This window comes from Streptococcus sp. 'group B', from assembly GCF_002073795.1.
GTDB classification, from domain to species: domain Bacteria; phylum Bacillota; class Bacilli; order Lactobacillales; family Streptococcaceae; genus Streptococcus; species Streptococcus agalactiae.
Genome location: NZ_CP020432.1, coordinates 1,328,916 through 1,348,302, shown reverse-complemented (window position 1 = coordinate 1,348,302; position 19,387 = coordinate 1,328,916). Strand labels below are relative to the sequence as shown.

The window sequence follows — 19,387 nt, the reverse complement described above, 5'->3', positions numbered from 1 at the left end:
TCTGTTTTAGCCTGTTTTTGAAGGGGTAACTAAGTGAAAAATAGAGAAAATAACCATTTTTAGTTCTTGGAGGAAAACAAATGAACGATAATCAGCGGCGAGGCATTTGGAAGCTTAGGCGAGATGGATTTGGCTATGGTGCCATTGCTCAAATGTTAAATCTGTCTCTTGGTTCGGTGAAGCAATATTGCCGCAGACACCCAGAGTTAAAAGGAGTGGGTCAGTTCGTCAAGTATCAGCTTGATGAAGGAGAACGTCCTTATTGTAAGAACTGCATGAAAAAATTACACCATGCTGTCCAAGGCAGACCTAAAAAGTTCTGCTCAAATAGCTGCCGAGCGATTTGGTGGCGAAACCATCAAAGCCAACACGATAAAACCAAAACTGCATACGATGAATTGACTTGCCAAAACTGTGGTGAGTTTTTTTTATCTTATGCCAATCCAAAAAGGAAGTTCTGCGGACACCCTTGTTACGTGGAATACCGATTTAGAAAAGGAGTATCTAATGACAACGCAACCCAAGATGGAGATTAAGGAACTTCCCCTGAGTGACTTAAAACCAGCTTCTTATAACCCTCGAAAGAAACTGAAAAAGGGTGATAAGGAGTACGAAAAGATTAAACAAAGCCTACTCAAGTTTGGCTACGTTGACCCAATCATTGTCAACGAGGATTTGACAGTCATTGGTGGTCACCAACGCTTGACGGTATTGAAAGACCTCAAGTATGAAACGGCCAAGTGCGTCATTGTTTCTCTTTCCAAGGAAGACGAAAAGGCACTGAATATTGCCCTCAATAAAATCACTGGTCAATGGGATGACCAGCTTCTAGCTGACTTGCTTTTGGATTTGCAAGAGTCTGACTTCAACCTTGACTTGACTGGTTTTGAACCACCAGAGATTGATGACATTCTCTCCAACGTCCACGACAAGGACTTGACTGAAGATGACTTTGACGTGGAAGAGGAGCTGAAGAAACCAACTGTCGCAAGACGTGGAGACATCTGGCAACTTGGAAAACACCGAGTGATTTGTGGTGATTCAACCAAGGCAGAAACTTATGACCAGCTACTTGGTGATAAAAAAGCCAATCTTGTTGTGACGGACCCGCCTTATAACGTGAACGTGGAAGAGACGGCTGGAAAAATCCTCAACGATAATATGTCGGACGGGGACTTCTATCAATTCCTCTATGACATGTTTACTCAGGTTGAAAGCCACATGGAAGCTGATGCTTCAATCTATGTTTTCCATGCGGACACGGAAGGGCTTAACTTCCGTAAGGCTTTCAAGGATGCTGGTTTCTATCTGAGCGGTTGTTGTATTTGGAAGAAGAACTCACTGGTTCTCGGACGCAGTCCCTACCAATGGCAACACGAACCCTGTCTCTTTGGTTGGAAACAAAAGGGAAAACACCAGTGGTTCAGTGACCGTAAGCAAACAACTATCTGGGAATATGACCGACCTAAGTCTAGTAAAGACCATCCAACCATGAAGCCGATTCATCTCATGGCATATCCTATCCAAAACTCATCCATGCGAGGAACGTTAGTTCTTGACCCATTTCTTGGTTCAGGCTCAACCCTCATGGCAGCTGACCAAACTGGTCGAATCTGTTACGGCATAGAGCTTGATGAAAAGTTTGTGGATGTCATTGTCAAACGCTACATGGAGTCGACTGCTAATTCCGATGTGACAGTCCTTCGAAATGGTCAGACCTTATCTTATGACGAAGCTAAAGCACATATGGAGGATGACCTATGACTCTAACCTTTCTTGATTTCTTTGCAGGAGTGGGTGGCTTTCGTCGTGGGTTGGAATTGGCAGGTATGACCTGTCTTGGGTATTGTGAGAAGGATAAGTTTGCACGGAAATCCTATGAAGCAATGTACGATACAGAAGGAGAATGGTTTCATGACGACATCACAAGCATTGACCCCACACGACTTCCAAAAGCAGATTTATGGACTGCGGGAAGCCCTTGTCAAAATGTGTCTATCGCAGGAAAGCGAGCCGGCCTATACGGTGAGCGAAGTGGACTCTTTTTTACATTTGTTGACCTCATCCAAAGCCAAAAGGAAGAAGATAAACCCGAATGGGTTCTCCTTGAAAATGTTAAGGGACTTCTATCAAGTGGCGGGGGACGAGATTATCTCGACTATCTCTCTATCTTGGATGAAGCAGGGTACGACCTTGAATGGCAAGTGTTCAACTCAAAAGACTACGGAGTTCCCCAAAACCGAGAACGTATCTACACTCTCGGACATCTTAGAAGTCGAGGTCGACGACAAGTACTACCTCTCAGCGGAGAAGGCGGTAGCTATCTTAAGCAACTTGTAGGTGGCATGCAAAGCTATCGAGTCTACGACCCAAGTGGCATTGCCACAACCCTTGTTGGTGAGGGGGGAGGACTAGGAGCTAAGACAGGTCTTTATCTGATTGACCAGTCTTTGACCGAGCCAAAACTAACTGAAGAAGCACGGTGTATAACCGCTCGTTATACGGCAGGAGCTACAAAAAGAACAGCAATGAACTCTGGTGTTCTTGAGGTTCAGCCCATTCTGACCCCAGATAGAATCACTAAACGCCAAAATGGTAGACGGCTAAAGGAACAGGATGAGCCTATGTTTACTCTGACTTCTCAAGACCGTCACGGTGTCCTTGAAGGCATCAAGGTCAGAAATGGGACAAAGCAGGACTACCAAGTCGCAGAGGTTGGCGACTCTGTTGACCTTTCCTATCCAGGCTCACAGACGAGACGAGCCAGAGTAGGGAAGGGCATCGCACACAACCTCTCTTGTGGTGGTCAGATGGGTGCCGTGGTTTGGAAGGGTCGAGTGGTGAAAATCAGACGTTTGACCCCACGAGAGTGTTTCAGACTCCAAGGGTTTTCAGATGACTTGTTTGACAAGGCTCAGGCTGTTAACTCTGATGCCCAGCTCTACAAACAGGCTGGCAATGGCGTGACAGTAACCGTGGTTTATGCCATTGGGAAAGCTATTTTAGAAGCCAATAAATCTGCAAATAATAAGCAGAAATGACTGGATATAAGTCCTCTTTAGAGGTAATATGTAACCAACAAAAGAAGAGGAGAACAAAACCATGACAACCACAACACTTGAAAAACTTTACAGCCATTATCCAGCAACCGCAAGCATCCTTCCTTACAAGGATTGGGTGATTGTTGCCACACCAACTTACAAAGGCATTGTGGCTGAGATTTACAAATACGAGAGCCTTAGCGAGTACACCAATCGCATGGAGGCAGACCTTAACCTTGAGAAAACCTCAGAAGAAACCTTTCAAGACCAAGGTCACGCAGTCAAATGGGCATTTGAAACATTAGGAGCATAAGATGAACGACAAGATTCTAAACCGAATCAAGTCAACCTACCCAGAAGGGACAAGGGTGAGGTTAGTCCAGATGGACGACCCTCGCCCAGTTCCAGTGGGGATGCTTGGCACGGTGCTTGATGTAGATGACATTGGTTCTCTCCTTGTCTCTTGGGATAATGGACAGAGCTTAAACATATTGTACGGTATTGATAGTGTGGTCAAGGTTGAGCCTGACCGTGACGGCTTTATTCAAAGTCTCTACAACTATCTGAGACAGGGGTACAATGGATACGTTTTTGATAGTGGTGAGAAAGCCGTTCCCTTATCGCATGATGAGGTTATTAGCTTAATGACTAGTCCGACCGCTAGAGTTGAGATTGATGTGTTTGAAGATGAACGACATTACCATAACTTAGAACCGAGTGTTAAGTTATCTCGTGAGGAGATTGAAAGTGTTGTTAAGAACTAAAAGGTTTCTGTTTGAAGCCTTTTTTTGTGCCAAAAAGGAGGTGAGACCGTGGCAGTTAGAGGGCGAAAACCAAAGCCTACCAATTTGAAAATACTTGAAGGAAACTCAGGGAAACGACCTCTACCGATTAACGAGGTTAAGCCCAAACAGAAAGCCCCACGTTGCCCACAGTGGCTGGAAGATGATGCCAAGAAGGAATGGAAACGGATGGGAAAAATCCTCGAACAAATGGGGATATTAACGGAGATGGATATGACAGCCTTCGCAGGCTATTGCCAAGCCTATGCACGTTGGAAGGAAGCCGAAGAGTTTCTCTCCAAACATGGGTCCATCATCAAAACACCAAATGGTTATCTCCAACAAGTGCCACAGGTATCTATCAGTCAAACCAACCTGAAAATCATGCTCAAGTTCTGTGAGCAGTTTGGTTTGACACCATCAGCTCGTAATCGCTTGGCGACTATGGATGCGGAGGTTGGTACTGGTGATGAGATGGAGGATTTGTTAGGAGGTATTCTATGACTTATCACTATGAACCGAGTCCTTTTATGCTTCCGACTTCCCACTACGACAAGGCAAAGGCAGATAGGGCAGTTACCTTTATCAACAACCTTGCCCACACCAAGGGGAAGTGGGCAGGGAAGAAGTTTGATTTGTTGCCGTGGCAGGAACAGATTGTTCGTGACCTCTTTGGGATTGTTAAGGAAGATGGTAATCGTCAGTTTCTGACAGCCTACATCGAGATTCCGAAGAAAAACGGTAAGTCTGAACTTGCCGCAGCTATTGCCCTTTATCTTTTGTATGCTGACAATGAAGCCAGTGCGGAAGTGTATGGAGCGGCTTGTGACCGCAACCAAGCTTCCATTGTATTTGACGTTGCCAAACAAATGGTTCTCATGAGCCGACCGCTTGAGAAACGCTCCAAGATTATGGGGGCGACAAAGAGGATAGTGAATTATTCCAATGCTGGATTTTACCAAGTCCTTTCAGCTGAGACAGGGACAAAACACGGTCTTAACGTGTCAGGTCTTGTCTTTGATGAAATTCATGCCCAACCCAATCGTCATCTCTATGATGTCTTGACCAAAGGTTCTGGTGATGCCAGGGAACAACCTCTCTTTTTCATCATCACAACAGCTGGGACAGATAAAAACTCCATCTGTTATGAACTCCACACCAAGGCTCTCGATATCCTTAAAGGTCGAAAGCAGGACACGTCCTTTTATCCAGTGGTTTATGGCCTTTCTGATGAAGATGATTGGAATGACGAAGCCAACTGGCTAAAAGCCAATCCGTCCCTTGGGCACACCATTGGGATTGACCGTGTTCGTGAAGCCTATCAACAGGCTCTTGATAACCCAGCAGAGGAGAATGTCTTTAAGCAACTCCGACTCAACATGTGGACGAGTTCTAGCGTGGCTTGGATTCCTGAACATGTCTATGCCAAAGGTAATGCCCCGATAGATTATGAAGCTCTTAAAGGTCGTGACTGTTACGCAGGGCTTGACTTATCAAGCACATCTGACATTACAGCCTTTGTTTTGGTTTTCCCACCACGACATAGCGAGGAGAACTACATCATCTTGCCATTCTTTTGGTTACCAGAGGACACCTTGGAACTAAGATGTCGTCGTGACCATGTCCTTTATGACGTTTGGGAAAGGCAGAGCTATATCAAGACAACCGAAGGGAACGTTGTTCACTATGGTTTTATCGAAGCCTTTATTGAACAACTCTCTGAAACCTACCACATCAAGGAGATTGCTTATGACCGTTGGAATGCGACCCAGATGGTGCAGAACCTTGAAGGAATGGGCTTAACCATGGTGCCTTTTGGACAGGGCTATAAGGATATGAGCCCACCGTCCAAGGAACTCTACAAACTCATGATGGAAGGGAAAATCCAACACGGTGGTCATCCTGTTCTTAAATGGATGGGACAGAATGTAGTCATGCGACAAGACCCTGCTGGTAACATCAAGCCAGACAAGGAAAAGTCAGTCGAGAAGATTGACGGTATTGTGTCACTTATCATGGGACTTGACCGTTGTATTCGCCACCAAGGTGATGAAACTAGTGTCTATGATGAGCGAGGGATATTGAGTTTTTAGTTGAAGTATAAAGAGAAGTTTGATAAAATGTAAATACAAATCATCTTTACAAAAGAGGTCTTTATTATGGCAAATACTCAACCAGTCAATTTTAGAGCAGATTCTGCCTTTTACCAACAAACCAAAGCAATTCTAGCAGATGAAAAGTTAACGCTTTCTGATGTTTTCAATGCGGCTCTCCGTAAAATTGCAACAGGGGCAGTCGATGCAAAAGAATTCGTTTCTAGCGATTTAACAGAATCACAGTATCAAATCGCCTTTGAAGATTTAAAAAAGGAGATTTTACTTGGGCATCAAGATATCATGGAGGGCAAGGTGACTGCGCTCTCTGATGTCAGAAAGGAATTTGGCCTTGACTAATCACAAACGTTACCATGTTCTTCTTGCAGACCATGCAAAGCAAGACTTGAGGGATATCCATGACTATATCTTAGTGAACTTTTATAGCCAGCAATCTGCAGATGGGAAGATTGATTTAATATTATCTGCTCTTGAAACCTTAGAAACTTTTCCTGAGGCCTGTCCTTTGGTATCAAGTCGTGGTTATGGTCAATTGACTGATGATGGTAAAATCTATCGCTATATGCCTATCGAAAACCATATTGCTTTTTATTTTATAGAGCAACACACCGTCAACGTTGCTCGTATTATGAATTCAAAGCAAAATTGGGCTAAATTATTTAATAAATAGCCATTGATTTTTTGACCGAAAGTTAGGATTTAGAGTCAAAATAGAACTATTAAGAAGTGAGGTTTTAATATGACGATTAAAGAAATTCAAGAGAAAATCGTAGCCGAGTTAAGAGATAAAGTTTCTGCAGGGGAATTTTCAGAGAATGATGCTGTGGCCTATTGGTCAGACGAGACTGGTGTTTATGCTTATTCACTTGAAGAAAAAGATATCGAACATCACTCTTCGGTGACGTCAATTCGAGATTTGATTGAGACTATTTTGGAAAGCTAAAAAGAATATAGCATGAAGCATCTTCAAATGCGGAGGTGCTTTTTTCGTACCCAAAATAAGGAGGGATTATGGGATTACTTGATGTACTAGGACTAAAAAGGGCAAGGGCTGAGCCTGTAGCTCGAAATAGCTATGAGGGACAGGACTTTTCTTACCTCTTTGGTCGCACAACCAGTGGGGAGAATGTGGATGAATTTAAGGCCATGCAGACGACGGCAGTTTATGCTTGTGTGCGTATTTTGGCAGAAGCTATCGCAAGTCTCCCTCTACATGTTTACGGACGCACAACCAATGGTAAGGAGAGAAAGATGGATCATCCACTTTACTTTCTGCTCCATGATGAGCCCAATCCTGAGATGTCATCCTTTGTCTTTCGAGAGACGATTATGAGTCACTTGTTAATATGGGGAAATGCTTATGTACAGATTATCAGGGATAAGGCTGGACGAGTGATTAGTCTCTATCCGCTTTTGCCAGATAAGATGTCTGTCCACCGTGATGATAGTGGGAAACTCTACTACAAATACCAAAGGCAAACCGAAGAGAATCCTAACTTCAAAGATAAAGGGACAGTCCTATTGAAGCAGGAGGATATTCTTCATGTGCCTGGTCTTGGCTTTGATGGCTTGATTGGTTACTCACCGATTGCCATGGCAAAAAATGCGATTGGGATGACACTAGCGACCGAAAATTATGGGGCAGCCTTCTTTAAAAATGGTGCTAACCCAGGTGGTGTCTTAGAACACCCAGGGATTTTGAAAGATCCTAAACGAGTTCGTGATTCATGGAATGCTGTCTATAATGGGGCGACCAACGCCCATAAGGTGGCAGTTCTTGAAGAAGGGATGAAGTATACCCAAGTCGGTATTCCACCAGAAGAAGCCCAGTTTCTACAGACACGGAAGTTTCAGATTAACGAAATTGCACGGCTTTACCGCATTCCACCCCATATGGTTGGGGATTTGGAGAAGTCGTCTTTTTCAAATATCGAACAGCAGTCACTTGAATTTGTGAAATATACTTTAGACCCTTGGGTAGTTCGGTTAGAGCAGGCCTTCAAGAGGTCTCTTTTTTTACCTGAAGAAAAGAAGCGTTATCTTATCAAGTTTAATGTAGACGGTTTGCTTCGTGGAGACTACCAAAGTCGTATGAATGGCTATGCCATCGCACGGCAAAATGGCTGGCTTTCGACTAATGACATTCGTGAGTTAGAAGACTTGAACTTGCTCTCTGATGAAGAAGGCGGAAACCTCTACTTGATTAACGGAAACATGACCAAATTAAAAGATGCTGGTGGTTTCATGAAGCAACCGACAGAAACGGAACCAGCTGAAGGCCCACCAGAGGAGGAAGAAGATGCGTAAATTTTGGAATTTTACTGACGAAGGAGAAGTCCGCACCCTTCGGATTGAGGGACAGATTGCGGACGAGACTTGGTTTGGGGATGAAGTCACCCCGCAGCTCTTTAAGAATGATTTGTTAGCAGGAACAGGCGACATCACCCTCTGGATAAACAGTCCAGGGGGTGATGTATTTGCGGCCGCTCAAATCTATAACATGCTTATGGATTATCAGGGCGATGTCCATGTCATCATTGATGGTCTAGCCGCCAGTGCTGCCAGTGTCATCGCCATGGCAGGGACAACAGTTTCCATGAGTCCAGTTGCCATGATGATGATTCATAACCCTTGGACGTTTGCGCAAGGTGAAGCGAAAGATATGGCCAAGGTCATTGAGATGCTTGGCGAAATTAAGGAGTCCATTATCAATGCCTATGAGCTTAGAACTGGACTTTCCAGAACCAAGATTTCTCATCTTATGGATTCGGAATCTTGGTTCAATGCCAAGAAAGCTGTGGAGCTTGGTTTTGCGGATAAAGTGCTCTTTGAGAAAGAGGAGACACCTGAGCAGGATCATCAAAATAGCTATACCTTTAGTAGAGTGACTGCTGCTCATGATTTGGTGGTGAAACTGCAAGCGAGCCTTCAACCGCCTAAACCACAGAAAACAATCCCTTTCAATCAGTTGGAAAAACGATTGAACCTATTGAAATAAAGGAGAATACCTATGTCTAAACTACTTGAATTGAAAGAAAAACGTAACGCTGCTTGGGCTCAAGCGAAAGCCTTTCTGGATACTGTTCGCTCTGAAGACGGCTTGGTATCGGATGAAGATTCCAAACGCTATGAGGAGATGGAATCTAAAATCGAGCTCTACAATAAGGAAATTGCTCGCTTGGAGCGCCAAGAAAAGATTGACCTTGAACTGGCGCAACCTACCTCACAAGCTCTAACGACGCAGCCAACAGTCATTGTCGATAACCAAAAAGAAGATGAAAAGAAAGGTGTGGCATCAGACATCTACACCCAGACTTTCTGGACCAGTGTTCGTAAGCGTAACTTCTATGACGTGAAGGATGTTCTTCGTGTCGGTGAAGACACAGAAGGCGGACACCTTGTCCCTGATGAATACGAGAAAAAGTTGATTCAGGGTCTCCAAGAAGAAAACTTTTTCCGTAGCCTGGCAACTGTTATCAAAACCTCTAGTGGTGAGCGTAAGATTCCAGTTGTTACGGGTCACGGGTCTGCCTCTTGGATGGACGAGAATGGGCTCTATCCAGAGACGGATGAGACTTTTGGTCAAGTGACTCTTGATTCACATAAGATTGGGACAGCAATCCGTATCTCTGAAGAATTGCTCAATGACTCTGTCTTTGACCTTGAGTCTTACATGACTTCTGAGTTTGCACGCCGCATCGGTACAGAAGAAGAAAAATCATTCTTGGTGGGTGATGGTTCAAAAAAACCAACAGGTATCTTTACTCAAGCAGACGTAGAAGGACCAACGACCGCAACCAAAGACATCACCTTTGATGACATGATTGAGCTTTACCACTCGCTTCCTGCTCCTTACCGTAAGAATGCAGTCTGGATTCTCCACGATACTACGGTTAAAGCAATCCGTAAGCTCAAGGACAATAACGGAAACTACATCTGGCAACCGTCCACACAGGCTGGTCAACCTGATTTGATTCTCAACCGTCCTTACTACACGTCAACTTTTGCGCCACTTCCAGAAGCAGGAAACAAAGCTATTGCATTTGGTGATTTCTCTTACTACTGGATTGCGGACCGTCAAGGGCGTACCTTCAAGCGTCTCAATGAGCTTTACGCTAACAATGGTCAGATTGGTTTTCTTGCCAGCCAGCGTGTGGATGGGAAACTCGTTCTACCAGAAGCGGTGAAGACTTTGACCATCAAAGGTAAAACGGCATGATGACGTTAGAAGAAGTCAAGCTCTATCTGAAAGTGGAAAATGGCGAGGAGGACTATCTAATCGAGCAGTTGATGACAACTAGCCGCCAACTCTGTGAAGATATCCTTCGTGAGACATCCACTTCAGAAGTTCTAAAGACGGCAATCCTCTATGGGGTTGCCTATCTTTATGAACACCGTGAAGAAGCCAATCACAAGGAGTTGAAGGAAACCCTCTATCATTTGCTTTTGGCAGATAGAAAGGATGTGTTCTGATGAAGATTGCGCCTCTAAGAGAACAGTTGGTCTTTCAAGAAAAGCGACTCAAGCAGGACGACATCGGAAACGAGTCGGCCATTTGGGATGACCTCTTTATGCGTTGGTGTTCTTGTCGTCCACTAGCTTTAACTGAAAGTGATGGGAGTGCGACAAAACTGATTCATAACAAGGTGCAGTTTACCTTGCGTTATGACAAGAAGGTTCTTGTCCTTAATTCTTTAACGACTCGGATTTTCTTTCGTGGGCAATTTTATGCCATAGAGTCTATTGATGGTGATACGGTGCCACGGAGCTTGATTTATATCGTTACGACTAAGGAGGAGCTTTATGACTAAGATTGGACTTGATGATTTAGCTTCTGTCATAGAAAAGGAGCTGACGACTTATGCCAAAGAGACCACAGATGTCATGCGTGAGGTGGTTGAGGAAGTGACAGACGATGCCGTTGATACCTTAAAGGTTACTTCCCCAAAACGACGAGGGAAATATGCTAAAGGGTGGACGAGTAAGACAACGACTGACACCAATACCGATCTGACTAAAACCATTCATAACCGAACGCCTGGGCTAACTCATCTGCTTGAAGATGGGCATGCCAAACAAAATGGTGGTCGGGTTGAAGGGCGAAAGCACATCGCTCCTGTCGAGAAAAAGGCAATTCAGTCGTTTGAAGACAAATTGCGACAGAAACTGTGAGGTGGTCTATGAGATTTGAAGAGCTTTTCCGTGTCTTGAAAGCAACCAAACTCCCAGTAGCCTATCACCATTTTGAGGAAGGGCACAGCCCCAGTCCGCCCTTTATGGTTTATCTGGTCACTGATTCAGATAATCTTGGGGCCGATAACTGGACTTATCACAAAAGGCTCAACGTCCAGATTGAGCTTTACACGACAAAGAAAGATTTAGCAACAGAAAAGACGGTGGAATCAGTTCTTGATGCCCACCGTCTTTATTTTGACAAGGTAGAGACTTACATCACTAGTGAGAAACTCTACCAAACCATTTATTCCATCACACTATTAGGAGGATAACCATGGCAGAAAAAAACAAGGTCACCTTTGGCCTACAAGATGTCCACTGGGCAGAAGTCACCAGTGAGGGAGCTGCCGGTGCTTTGACTTATGGTACTGTCGAGCGCCTTCGTGGTGCTGCAGAACTAACCCTTGAACCAACTGGAGACAAGGGTTCTTACAAGGCAGACAACATCAACTTTTACACCTCTGAATCCAATGACGGCTATGAGGGAACACTCAAAGTTGCCCTCTTGTCTCAGGAGTTTCTGACTCGTGTTTTGGGCGAGCAACTTGATGTGACCACCAATACCATTTCAGAGATTGCCAGCAGCAAGAAAAAGAACTTCGCTCTCATGTTCCGATTTGAAGGGGACAAGAAAGAGACGCTTCATGTGCTTTATTACTGTTACGCTTCACGCCCAACTGTAGGCTCTAAAACCAAGTCTGGGTCTGATATCAATGAGGTAGAGTTGACCTTTACGGCAAGTCCACGCCCACTTGATAAGATTGTTCGCCGCAGAACGACTGAAGAAACAAGTGATGAGATTCGTGAGAACTGGTTTAAGTCTGTCTTTGAACCAGCTGCTTAAAGGAGGAGAACATGCGACAAAACATCACCATTGCTGGGAAAACCTATCCCTTGGCTACGAATGCCTACACCCCAATTGCTTATAAGGAACAATTTGGAAAAGATTATTTCCAGGATCTCTTTAACATGTTAAGTGCGGAATCCATCATGACACAGCTTGAGCAATTGGAAGAGGGGGAAGAGTTAAAGGCTAGTCAGATTGACCTATCTATCTTGTCTGATTTCGACATGACCTTTTTCCACCGTCTCTTTTGGGTCTTTGCCAAGTCAGCCAATCCTCGAATCAAACCATTCGAGGATTTCTTTATGTCGATGGAGGAATTTCCCCTTCAGGAAGTTGGGCCAGTCTTGATGTCCATGCTTAACCAAGGGATGACAACCAGAAAAAAGCAGAAACTTCCGAAACAGCGAGCGAGGAAATCTTCACGGTAGAGAGTTACCTCTCTTGTTGTAAGGAGACTGGCCTTTCCATTGATGACTTAAAGCACATCTCAATTGGCATGGCACTGGATTATCAGACGGATTATGTGGAGCTAAGAAGCCGAGATGAGACTGGTGTTCGCAAAGCTACCCAAGCAGACTTTGACAATTTCTAGTAGGGAGGAGGAGTGACGATGGCAGGAAACATTAAGGGGATCACCATTGAAATCGGTGGCGACACCCAGCCCTTACAAAATGCCTTAAAGGGTGTGAACAAACAGGCTTCTGAAGCCACCAAAGAACTGCGTCAGATTGACAAGGCTCTTAAGTTTGATACTGGCAATGTCACTCTTTTGACCCAAAAGCAGGAAGTCTTAGCCAAACAAGTTGAAACAACTAAAGAAAAACTCGCCACACTTCGTCAAGCTCAAGCCCAAGTCGAGGCTCAGTTCAAGGCCGGTAACATCGGTGCAGACCAATACCGTGCCTTCCAACGTGAGGTGGAGAGTACTCAAACAGTCTTAAAGGGCTATGAATCAAAGCTAGAAAGTGTTAACAGAGCTCTCTCAGAAAACGGAGCGCAGGTTGAAACCAATCAGTCCAAGCTCAATCGTCTCCAAAATGAGCAGGCACAGTTGGTGTCAGAAAGCGAAAAACTCAATAGTTCCTTTAAGCTACAAGAATCGGCTTTAGGTTCGACTGCAAGTGAGGCTGATAAGTTAGCACTTGCCGAACAAAAGGTCGCTTCTCATTCAGAAATCCTTGAGAAACAGATTCATAATCTGGAACAACAACTCTCTTTGACAAAGAGCGAGTATGGGGAGAATTCAATTGAAGCTAACAAGCTTGAGAAAACTCTTAATGAGACAAAGACCGCTTACAACAATCTCCAAAATGAGATGGAGGAGTTGGCCTCTAGCTCTGCGAGTTCCAAGGCTTCTTTGGAAGAGACAAACAGCCTCTTAAAGGCTGACCTTCTCATGGAGTTTGGCGACCAACTGGGAGAGTTGTCACAGAAATTGATTGACTTCGGTCAACAATCGCTTGACGCATTTCTTGAAGTTGATGAGGGTATGGATATCATTGTCACAAAAACTGGAGCGACTGGTTCTGCCCTTGAAGAGATGACAGACATCGCTAAAACCCTAGCCACTGAACTACCAACGGATTTTAATACGGCAGGAAGTGCCGTAGGGGAGTTGAATACGCAATTTGGGTTAACAGGAGATGCTCTTAAATCAGCCTCTACCCAGTTGATTCAGTTCTCAGAGATCAATGGGAGTGATGTGACGAGCTCTGCCCTTTCAGCCAAACAAGCGATTGAAGCCTATGGACTTGAAGCGACTGATTTATCAAGTGTTTTAGACACGGTTACTTATACCAGCCAAGCAACAGGTGTTGGTGTCCAAGAGTTGATGGACAAGGCAGTAGTGGGAGCACCACAAATCAAAGCCCTTGGCCTTTCCTTTGATGAGGGCGTCACCTTGATGGGACAGTTTGAAAAAGCAGGGGTTGATTCTTCTGCAGCACTCTCGTCACTCTCAAAGGCAGCTGTTAAGTATGCGGGCGATGGGCTTACGCTTCAAGATGGACTTGCTGGAACCATTGAGCAAATCAAAACTTCAACCAGTGAAACAGAGGCTCTTTCTCTTGCCTCAGAAATCTTCGGAAGTAAAGCAGCTCCTCGTATGGTTGATGCCATCAAGCGTGGTGCTTTGTCTTTTGAAGATTTAGCAGGAACAGCTGATAAGGCAGCTGGGATTGTAACGCAAACTTATGAGGGGACGCTTGATCCTATTGATCAGTTTACAACCGCTCAAAACACGGCGAAGTTAGCGATGGCTGAAATAGGAGACGCTATTGCCGCAACCCTAGCTCCTATCTTGGAAATATTAGCGAGTTTACTTCAAGCTGTTGCCACATGGTTTTCTGGGCTATCAGAGCCAGTCAAGCAGTTTATTGTCATCGTCGGAAGTTTGGTCGCAGCTCTTGGTTTAGTCTTACCGATTTTCATTGCCCTGCAAGCGGCCACTATGGCTATGGGGACAACCATTATGGGGGTGGTAACTGCAGCAGCTCCAATCGTAGGGATTATTCTTGGTGTTATTGCCGCTATTGCCTTACTGGTTGTTGGGATTCAACAACTTTGGCAACATCACGAAGGCTTTCGGACAGCTGTGACAGAAATCTGGAATGCCATCTATGCCTTTTTATCTGTCATTATCCAACAGATATCAAGCTTTGTTATGTCGATATGGGGAACCTTGACTACTTGGTGGACAGAGAACCAACAGCTAATCCTTAATGCCGCAAATACCGTGTGGACAGCTATTTCAACAGTCATTCAAACCATCATGACCATTCTTGGACCTTACCTTCAAGCCAGTTGGGAGAATATCAAACTGATTATCACGACAGCTTGGGACATCATTAAAGTGGTCGTTGAAACAGCCATCAATGTTGTCTTAGGTATTATCAAGGCAGTTATGCAGATTATCACGGGTGATTGGTCAGGTGCCTGGGAAACCATCAAGCAGGTCGTCTCTACAGTTTGGGAAGCCATCAAGTCACTGATTTCGATTGTTCTAAATGCCATTGCGCAGTTCATTTCCAATTCCTGGAATGGTATCAAAGGCACCATGACAAACTTACTCAATAGTATCAAGGGTGTTGTTAGTAATGTCTGGAATGGCATTGAGTCCACGATTAGTTCCATTCTATCTAGTATTGGCTCAACGGTATCTTCCGTTTGGAACGGAATGAAGGCTACTATCTCAGGTGTCCTAAATGGTATTTCAAACACAGTGTCCTCTGTCTGGAATGGGGTCAAATCGACCATTACAATTGCTATCAATGGGGCAAAAAATGCGGTTTCTTCAGCCATCAATGCCATTAAGAATCTCTTTAATTTCAAGATTAAGTGGCCGCATATTCCTCTTCCGCACTTTAGTGTGTCAGGTTCTGCCAATCCCCTTGATTGGTTAAAAGGTGGCTTACCTAAGATTTCCATTCAGTGGTACGCCAAGGGTGGAATTCTGACTAAGCCAACGGCATTTGGTATGACAGGGGATAGCTTGATGGTTGGAGGAGAGGCAGGACGTGAAGCAGTTCTACCTCTTAATAACCAAACTCTTGGCAGTATCGGACGCAGCATCGCAGCCACCATGCCTAACAAGGGAACAAGCATAACAGTCAATATCACGGATGTTGTGATTCGTGAAGAAGCGGATATGAAAAAACTAGCCGATTATGTGGCTGGTCGATTAGCTGATGAAATGAATCGACAAGCCTTACTGAGAGGAGGAACAGTGTGATTAAACATAATGAATTGGTACTGAATGGAAAAGGAACCTCGTCTTTTCTTTTTAAAGTTCTTGTGGAAGATAGACCGAGCATTCAAGTGCCACGGTCTAAAACGCAACTCCTAGACCATCGTGGATTGAGTGGGGCGATTGTTCAAACCAATAAGCATCGTGAAGTGATTGAGAAACCTTATCGCTTGTATCTGATTGGTGCGAGTGAGAAAGGGGTCAATGAGTTCTCGGCTTATCTCATGCAGGAAGGGTTTTGGCTAGAAAGTGAACGCCTTAAGCTCACCAGGCTCTGGTGTTACCGAACGGATAGCTTTGACATCAAGCAGGATGACCATGATGTGTATGTGATTGATGTGACCTTTATCTGTCACCCCACTCGCTTTTTTAAGAGTGTGGATAGGCAAGTTTTGAGTGCCAATGGTGTGTTAAAAACACAAGGATCTGCCCTTGCCTTTCCTAGCATTACCATAACTGGTCAATCCGTATCAGAGACTTCGTTTACAGTAGGGGACCAAGTGATTCGCATTGAGAAATTTACAGAGCCTCTTGTTATGGTGAATCACCCAGACCGTCCTAGTTTTAAGACCCTATCAGGGAAAGCTGTCAAGTGGTCTGGGGACTTCATCACGATTGATGCTAGTCATCCAACACAATCTGTCGGAGTGATTTTAGGCAGTGGGATACTATCGCTTACCTTTGAGACGAATTGGGGGTGGGTGTGATGCTTTACCTTCTTGATGGTCAAACAAAGACAGCGAAATGGAATGGTCAGCCATTATTTGAAACGGTGAGTGCAACGGTCGAAGAGGAGCTAAATGGTATCTTTCAGCTACGATTAACTTACCCCATTACGGATTCAGGTGTTCATGAAACCCTTAGAGCAGACGAGTTGATTTTGTGTCCAACTCCTGATTTGGGGAATCAGCTCTTTCGTGTTAAGCAGGCAAAAATTCAAGACGATAGGGTAGAGCTTGAGTGCTCTCACATTTCTGATGATGTGATGAAACGTCAAATTAAGCCCTTTTCTGCGACTAATACCACCTGCCAATCAGCCCTTATGAGGATGGTTGAGGTTTGTCCATCTGATTTAGGACTTTTTAGCTTTGACAGTGATGTGACGGAGCGTCATACCTATGTGTCTGACGAAGACTTGACACTTTATCAAGCTCTAATGGATGGTAAACATTCCATCCTTGGAACCTGGGAAGGTGAGCTCGTTCGTGATAACTTTCAGCTGATAGTTAAGAAACACCGTGGCAACGATAAGGGAGTTATTCTCACAAGCCATCACAATCTGAAAGCTTTTGAGGATAAGGGTGATTCTGAGAAGGTCATTACGCGCATCTATGCGACCTCAACCTTTCAGATAGAAGGTAGTGATGAGGATACCGTTCTTTCTGTCGTTGTGGAAAGTCCCCTCATTAACCAATACCCTTATGTCCACGAAGCACGGTATGAGAATAACACGCTTCAGACAGAGGAAGAATTGCGCCAATGGGCGATGGCTAAGTTCACGCATGAGCACATCGATAGCATCTCTAGACAGATAACCGTTGAAGCTTATCAGCTTGATGGTCAAGAAGTCCATCTGGGAGATACAGTCACTCTTAAAAGTCAAAAGCACAAGGTAGATGTTAAGAAAAAGGCAGTTAGTTATACCTTTGATGCTCTAGAAGAAGTGTATCTTTTGGTGACCTTTGATGATGAGGTTAGCTTTACAACCTCTGGATCATCAGGAAACAATTCGCTAACCAGTGCGGCTAAGACCATTCTTGATGTCAATCAGTCGGCTACAGAACACCGTGCGTCTAAGGAGCGAGCTAATTTTAAGAAGGTCTTTGATAGGCACTTTGAGCGTCTTCAAACAGAAGTTGAAGATGGTATCGCTAAGGCCAAAGCAGAAGGTGAGCGTTCTGGGAAGAAAGCTGCCCTTGATTATCTGGCAACGGATGCCCTTGAAGCACGAGTCGCAGCACTCCAAAAAGCTACGATTGATGAGTTGACCGTCTCTAGTTCAGCATGGATGACAAGGCTTGTCTCTCAACAGATTCTATCAGAGTATGTGAAGAGCCTAGAAATTGAAGCAGACAAGGTTGTTATTCCTGGCCAGCACACCCCAGTCTTTAGTTTGGATAGGGATGGGAGTCTTTCAATTGATACGCCACTCCTAAAGGTGAGAGGGGACAGCCTAGCGACAAAAGTTGATCTTAAAACTATCTCTTTAACCCCTGGACCAAAGGGGGACGCCGGAGCAGATGGGGTGGGCATTCAATTAAGGGAGCAGTACTACTTAGTCTCTGCACAAAAGACTGGTATTACCACAACAAGCTCTGGTTGGAGCAAAACTATTCCCTCACTCACCTCAACGCTTAAGTATCTGTGGAACTATGAAAAAACCACGTTTACTAATGGCTCAACAACGGTAACAACGCCAATTGTCATCGGAGTTTATGGGGATAAGGGTGTGGATGGAAAGGCTGGTAAGGATGGAAAGACCCTATACACTTGGCGCATGTACGCAGATAGTGACAAGGGAGATGGGATTTCTGCCGTCTCAACTGGCAAACGCTACCTCGGACTAGCTGTCAATAGGGAGAGTGCTACGCCTTCAACCAATCCTAGTGACTATACCTGGTCTTCCTTTTTTGAGGGAACGGAACTGGGAGGTCGTAATTACATTGACGATTACGCCATGAAGGCTGTGACCTTTTCATCAGTAACCTCTGAGTGGAAGAAGGAGGTGGTTGAGGATACGAGTTCTGTTAGTGGCGTGACTGTAAAGATGACCTGTACCAAAGCAGGTACAGCTGGATTTCATCGGAACTTCTATGATTTAAGGAGTCGAATTGGTGCGACTATGACTTTTTCAATTGATATTAAGTGTTCAAAATCTGTCACACTCAATATGGGTTGTGAACTCGGTGGAACGAAAGCTTACGAAGTAACAACAGATTGGCAAAGGTTTGTTTCTTCATGGAAAGTAAGTAGTTATCAGTACTATTCTTATATCTTTTACTTAAAGTCAGGTTCGTGGTCAGTAGGAGATGTGGTTTATCTTAGAAATGTTCAATTGGAAGATGGCAACGTTGCTTCAGCGCCTGGGCCTTCTTTGAATGATCTTATCGCTCAGATTGATACCAAAGCTGACAACGGGTTTATGAAGCAGCAATTAGACCTTCTAACTGAAAAGACAGAATCTCTCCGAGTGGACCTTGAAGCGAGAGCTTTGGCAAAAGAAGTAGCTGATTGGCTCAAGTCTTATAAAGAGTTTGAGAAGAATAATGAAGCTGTCCTTGCGCAATTTAATCAAGACTTTATTGATAATACAGCTCGTATCGCAGCGATTGAAGCCGATCTTAAAGCCAACAGTCTATTGCTTAACTTTGTCAATACTTATCTGAGAGCTGGTGATAATGGGGTGATTATTGGTAAGAAGGATAACTCTGAATATATCGAATTAACCTCACAAGGGATGATGATTAAGTCAGCTGGTAATGCCGTCATGACGGTTACAGCTGGTGTCATTAAAATTCATCATGGGGTTTTTGTGGAGACCTTACAGGTTGGTTATTACCGACTAGAAGCCGCAAGGCATAATGCCAAGCATCTAGTTTGTCGTTTTATTGATGCCAAGTAGA

General features: G+C 44.4%; 22 protein-coding genes. All 22 read left to right on the top strand.

From position 1 onward, the window contains the following. Positions 1-80: 80 nt before the first annotated feature. The 22 genes from A6J68_RS07140 to A6J68_RS07035 all read left to right on the top strand — a co-directional run bounded on the left by A6J68_RS07140 (position 81) and on the right by A6J68_RS07035 (position 19,386). Positions 81-536, top strand: a complete 456-nt coding sequence (locus A6J68_RS07140) for a hypothetical protein (protein ID WP_017646677.1) — start codon at positions 81-83, stop codon at positions 534-536. Then, positions 508-1,764, top strand: coding sequence for a site-specific DNA-methyltransferase (locus A6J68_RS07135; RefSeq protein ID WP_017646678.1), 1,257 nt, complete (start codon positions 508-510; stop codon positions 1,762-1,764). The genes A6J68_RS07140 and A6J68_RS07135 overlap by 29 nt, the downstream gene beginning before the upstream one ends. Next, positions 1,761-3,041, top strand: a complete 1,281-nt coding sequence (locus tag A6J68_RS07130; RefSeq protein WP_017646679.1) for a DNA cytosine methyltransferase — start codon at positions 1,761-1,763, stop codon at positions 3,039-3,041. The genes A6J68_RS07135 and A6J68_RS07130 overlap by 4 nt, the downstream gene beginning before the upstream one ends. Before the next feature lie 61 nt (positions 3,042-3,102). Beyond that, the gene (locus A6J68_RS07125) at positions 3,103-3,354 is read left to right on the top strand and encodes a hypothetical protein (RefSeq protein WP_017646680.1); all 252 of its coding nucleotides are present in this window, start codon (positions 3,103-3,105) and stop codon (positions 3,352-3,354) included. Position 3,355: 1 nt separating this feature from the next. Then, the gene (locus A6J68_RS07120; protein WP_017646681.1) at positions 3,356-3,805 is read left to right on the top strand and encodes a DUF4314 domain-containing protein; all 450 of its coding nucleotides are present in this window, start codon (positions 3,356-3,358) and stop codon (positions 3,803-3,805) included. 48 nt (positions 3,806-3,853) lie between these two features. After that, entirely contained in the window at positions 3,854-4,327 is a 474-nt protein-coding gene (locus A6J68_RS07115; protein WP_017646682.1) for a phage terminase small subunit P27 family, read from the top strand. Next, positions 4,324-5,916, top strand: coding sequence for a terminase large subunit (locus A6J68_RS07110; RefSeq protein WP_017646683.1), 1,593 nt, complete (start codon positions 4,324-4,326; stop codon positions 5,914-5,916). The genes A6J68_RS07115 and A6J68_RS07110 overlap by 4 nt, the downstream gene beginning before the upstream one ends. Positions 5,917-5,982: 66 nt before the next feature. Next, on the top strand, positions 5,983-6,276 hold the full coding sequence (locus A6J68_RS07105; RefSeq protein WP_017646684.1) for a hypothetical protein: 294 nt from the start codon (positions 5,983-5,985) through the stop codon (positions 6,274-6,276). Continuing rightward, positions 6,269-6,607, top strand: a complete 339-nt coding sequence (locus A6J68_RS07100) for a type II toxin-antitoxin system RelE/ParE family toxin (protein ID WP_017646685.1) — start codon at positions 6,269-6,271, stop codon at positions 6,605-6,607. The genes A6J68_RS07105 and A6J68_RS07100 overlap by 8 nt, the downstream gene beginning before the upstream one ends. A 69-nt stretch (positions 6,608-6,676) precedes the next feature. Continuing rightward, positions 6,677-6,880: a hypothetical protein gene (locus A6J68_RS07095; RefSeq protein WP_017646686.1), complete on the top strand. Its 204-nt coding sequence runs from the start codon at positions 6,677-6,679 to the stop codon at positions 6,878-6,880. A 68-nt stretch (positions 6,881-6,948) separates the two neighbouring features. Beyond that, positions 6,949-8,244: a phage portal protein gene (locus tag A6J68_RS07090; RefSeq protein WP_017646687.1), complete on the top strand. Its 1,296-nt coding sequence runs from the start codon at positions 6,949-6,951 to the stop codon at positions 8,242-8,244. Then, the gene (locus A6J68_RS07085) at positions 8,237-8,935 is read left to right on the top strand and encodes a head maturation protease, ClpP-related (protein WP_017646688.1); all 699 of its coding nucleotides are present in this window, start codon (positions 8,237-8,239) and stop codon (positions 8,933-8,935) included. The genes A6J68_RS07090 and A6J68_RS07085 overlap by 8 nt, the downstream gene beginning before the upstream one ends. Before the next feature lie 12 nt (positions 8,936-8,947). Beyond that, the gene (locus A6J68_RS07080; protein ID WP_017646689.1) at positions 8,948-10,156 is read left to right on the top strand and encodes a phage major capsid protein; all 1,209 of its coding nucleotides are present in this window, start codon (positions 8,948-8,950) and stop codon (positions 10,154-10,156) included. Continuing rightward, a complete protein-coding gene (locus tag A6J68_RS07075) occupies positions 10,153-10,410 on the top strand; it encodes a head-tail connector protein (RefSeq protein WP_017646690.1) in 258 nt (85 codons plus the stop codon). Before A6J68_RS07080 ends, A6J68_RS07075 begins: the two co-directional genes overlap by 4 nt. Beyond that, positions 10,410-10,748: a head-tail adaptor protein gene (locus A6J68_RS07070; protein WP_017646691.1), complete on the top strand. Its 339-nt coding sequence runs from the start codon at positions 10,410-10,412 to the stop codon at positions 10,746-10,748. The genes A6J68_RS07075 and A6J68_RS07070 overlap by 1 nt, the downstream gene beginning before the upstream one ends. Further along, complete coding sequence (locus A6J68_RS07065; protein WP_017646692.1) at positions 10,741-11,109, top strand: HK97 gp10 family phage protein; 369 nt, start codon at positions 10,741-10,743, stop codon at positions 11,107-11,109. The genes A6J68_RS07070 and A6J68_RS07065 overlap by 8 nt, the downstream gene beginning before the upstream one ends. 8 nt (positions 11,110-11,117) lie before the next feature. Then, positions 11,118-11,444 carry a hypothetical protein gene (locus tag A6J68_RS07060; RefSeq protein WP_017646693.1) on the top strand — a complete coding sequence of 109 codons (327 nt, stop codon included), beginning with the start codon at positions 11,118-11,120 and terminating at the stop codon, positions 11,442-11,444. Positions 11,445-11,446: 2 nt separating this feature from the next. Then, on the top strand, positions 11,447-12,016 hold the full coding sequence (locus A6J68_RS07055) for a major tail protein (protein WP_017646694.1): 570 nt from the start codon (positions 11,447-11,449) through the stop codon (positions 12,014-12,016). A gap of 11 nt (positions 12,017-12,027) precedes the next feature. After that, positions 12,028-12,447 carry a hypothetical protein gene (locus A6J68_RS07050; protein ID WP_001249611.1) on the top strand — a complete coding sequence of 140 codons (420 nt, stop codon included), beginning with the start codon at positions 12,028-12,030 and terminating at the stop codon, positions 12,445-12,447. A gap of 182 nt (positions 12,448-12,629) precedes the next feature. Continuing rightward, on the top strand, positions 12,630-15,749 hold the full coding sequence (locus A6J68_RS07045) for a phage tail tape measure protein (RefSeq protein ID WP_017646695.1): 3,120 nt from the start codon (positions 12,630-12,632) through the stop codon (positions 15,747-15,749). After that, positions 15,746-16,471: a phage tail protein gene (locus tag A6J68_RS07040; RefSeq protein WP_017646696.1), complete on the top strand. Its 726-nt coding sequence runs from the start codon at positions 15,746-15,748 to the stop codon at positions 16,469-16,471. Before A6J68_RS07045 ends, A6J68_RS07040 begins: the two co-directional genes overlap by 4 nt. Further along, positions 16,471-19,386, top strand: coding sequence for a phage tail spike protein (locus tag A6J68_RS07035; RefSeq protein WP_017646697.1), 2,916 nt, complete (start codon positions 16,471-16,473; stop codon positions 19,384-19,386). Before A6J68_RS07040 ends, A6J68_RS07035 begins: the two co-directional genes overlap by 1 nt. The last annotated feature ends 1 nt before the right edge of the window (position 19,387 follow it).

Bases quoted from the DNA above. Each gene is read 5' to 3' on its own strand.
- A6J68_RS07140 (WP_017646677.1), top strand. From the start codon at position 81: ATGAACGATAATCAGCGGCGAGGCATTTGGAAGCTTAGGCGAGATGGA.
- A6J68_RS07135 (WP_017646678.1), top strand. From the start codon at position 508: ATGACAACGCAACCCAAGATGGAGATTAAGGAACTTCCCCTGAGTGAC.
- A6J68_RS07130 (WP_017646679.1), top strand. From the start codon at position 1,761: ATGACTCTAACCTTTCTTGATTTCTTTGCAGGAGTGGGTGGCTTTCGT.
- A6J68_RS07125 (WP_017646680.1), top strand. From the start codon at position 3,103: ATGACAACCACAACACTTGAAAAACTTTACAGCCATTATCCAGCAACC.
- A6J68_RS07120 (WP_017646681.1), top strand. From the start codon at position 3,356: ATGAACGACAAGATTCTAAACCGAATCAAGTCAACCTACCCAGAAGGG.
- A6J68_RS07110 (WP_017646683.1), top strand. From the start codon at position 4,324: ATGACTTATCACTATGAACCGAGTCCTTTTATGCTTCCGACTTCCCAC.
- A6J68_RS07105 (WP_017646684.1), top strand. From the start codon at position 5,983: ATGGCAAATACTCAACCAGTCAATTTTAGAGCAGATTCTGCCTTTTAC.
- A6J68_RS07095 (WP_017646686.1), top strand. From the start codon at position 6,677: ATGACGATTAAAGAAATTCAAGAGAAAATCGTAGCCGAGTTAAGAGAT.
- A6J68_RS07090 (WP_017646687.1), top strand. From the start codon at position 6,949: ATGGGATTACTTGATGTACTAGGACTAAAAAGGGCAAGGGCTGAGCCT.
- A6J68_RS07085 (WP_017646688.1), top strand. From the start codon at position 8,237: ATGCGTAAATTTTGGAATTTTACTGACGAAGGAGAAGTCCGCACCCTT.
- A6J68_RS07080 (WP_017646689.1), top strand. From the start codon at position 8,948: ATGTCTAAACTACTTGAATTGAAAGAAAAACGTAACGCTGCTTGGGCT.
- A6J68_RS07075 (WP_017646690.1), top strand. From the start codon at position 10,153: ATGATGACGTTAGAAGAAGTCAAGCTCTATCTGAAAGTGGAAAATGGC.
- A6J68_RS07070 (WP_017646691.1), top strand. From the start codon at position 10,410: ATGAAGATTGCGCCTCTAAGAGAACAGTTGGTCTTTCAAGAAAAGCGA.
- A6J68_RS07065 (WP_017646692.1), top strand. From the start codon at position 10,741: ATGACTAAGATTGGACTTGATGATTTAGCTTCTGTCATAGAAAAGGAG.
- A6J68_RS07060 (WP_017646693.1), top strand. From the start codon at position 11,118: ATGAGATTTGAAGAGCTTTTCCGTGTCTTGAAAGCAACCAAACTCCCA.
- A6J68_RS07055 (WP_017646694.1), top strand. From the start codon at position 11,447: ATGGCAGAAAAAAACAAGGTCACCTTTGGCCTACAAGATGTCCACTGG.
- A6J68_RS07050 (WP_001249611.1), top strand. From the start codon at position 12,028: ATGCGACAAAACATCACCATTGCTGGGAAAACCTATCCCTTGGCTACG.
- A6J68_RS07045 (WP_017646695.1), top strand. From the start codon at position 12,630: ATGGCAGGAAACATTAAGGGGATCACCATTGAAATCGGTGGCGACACC.
- A6J68_RS07035 (WP_017646697.1), top strand. From the start codon at position 16,471: ATGCTTTACCTTCTTGATGGTCAAACAAAGACAGCGAAATGGAATGGT.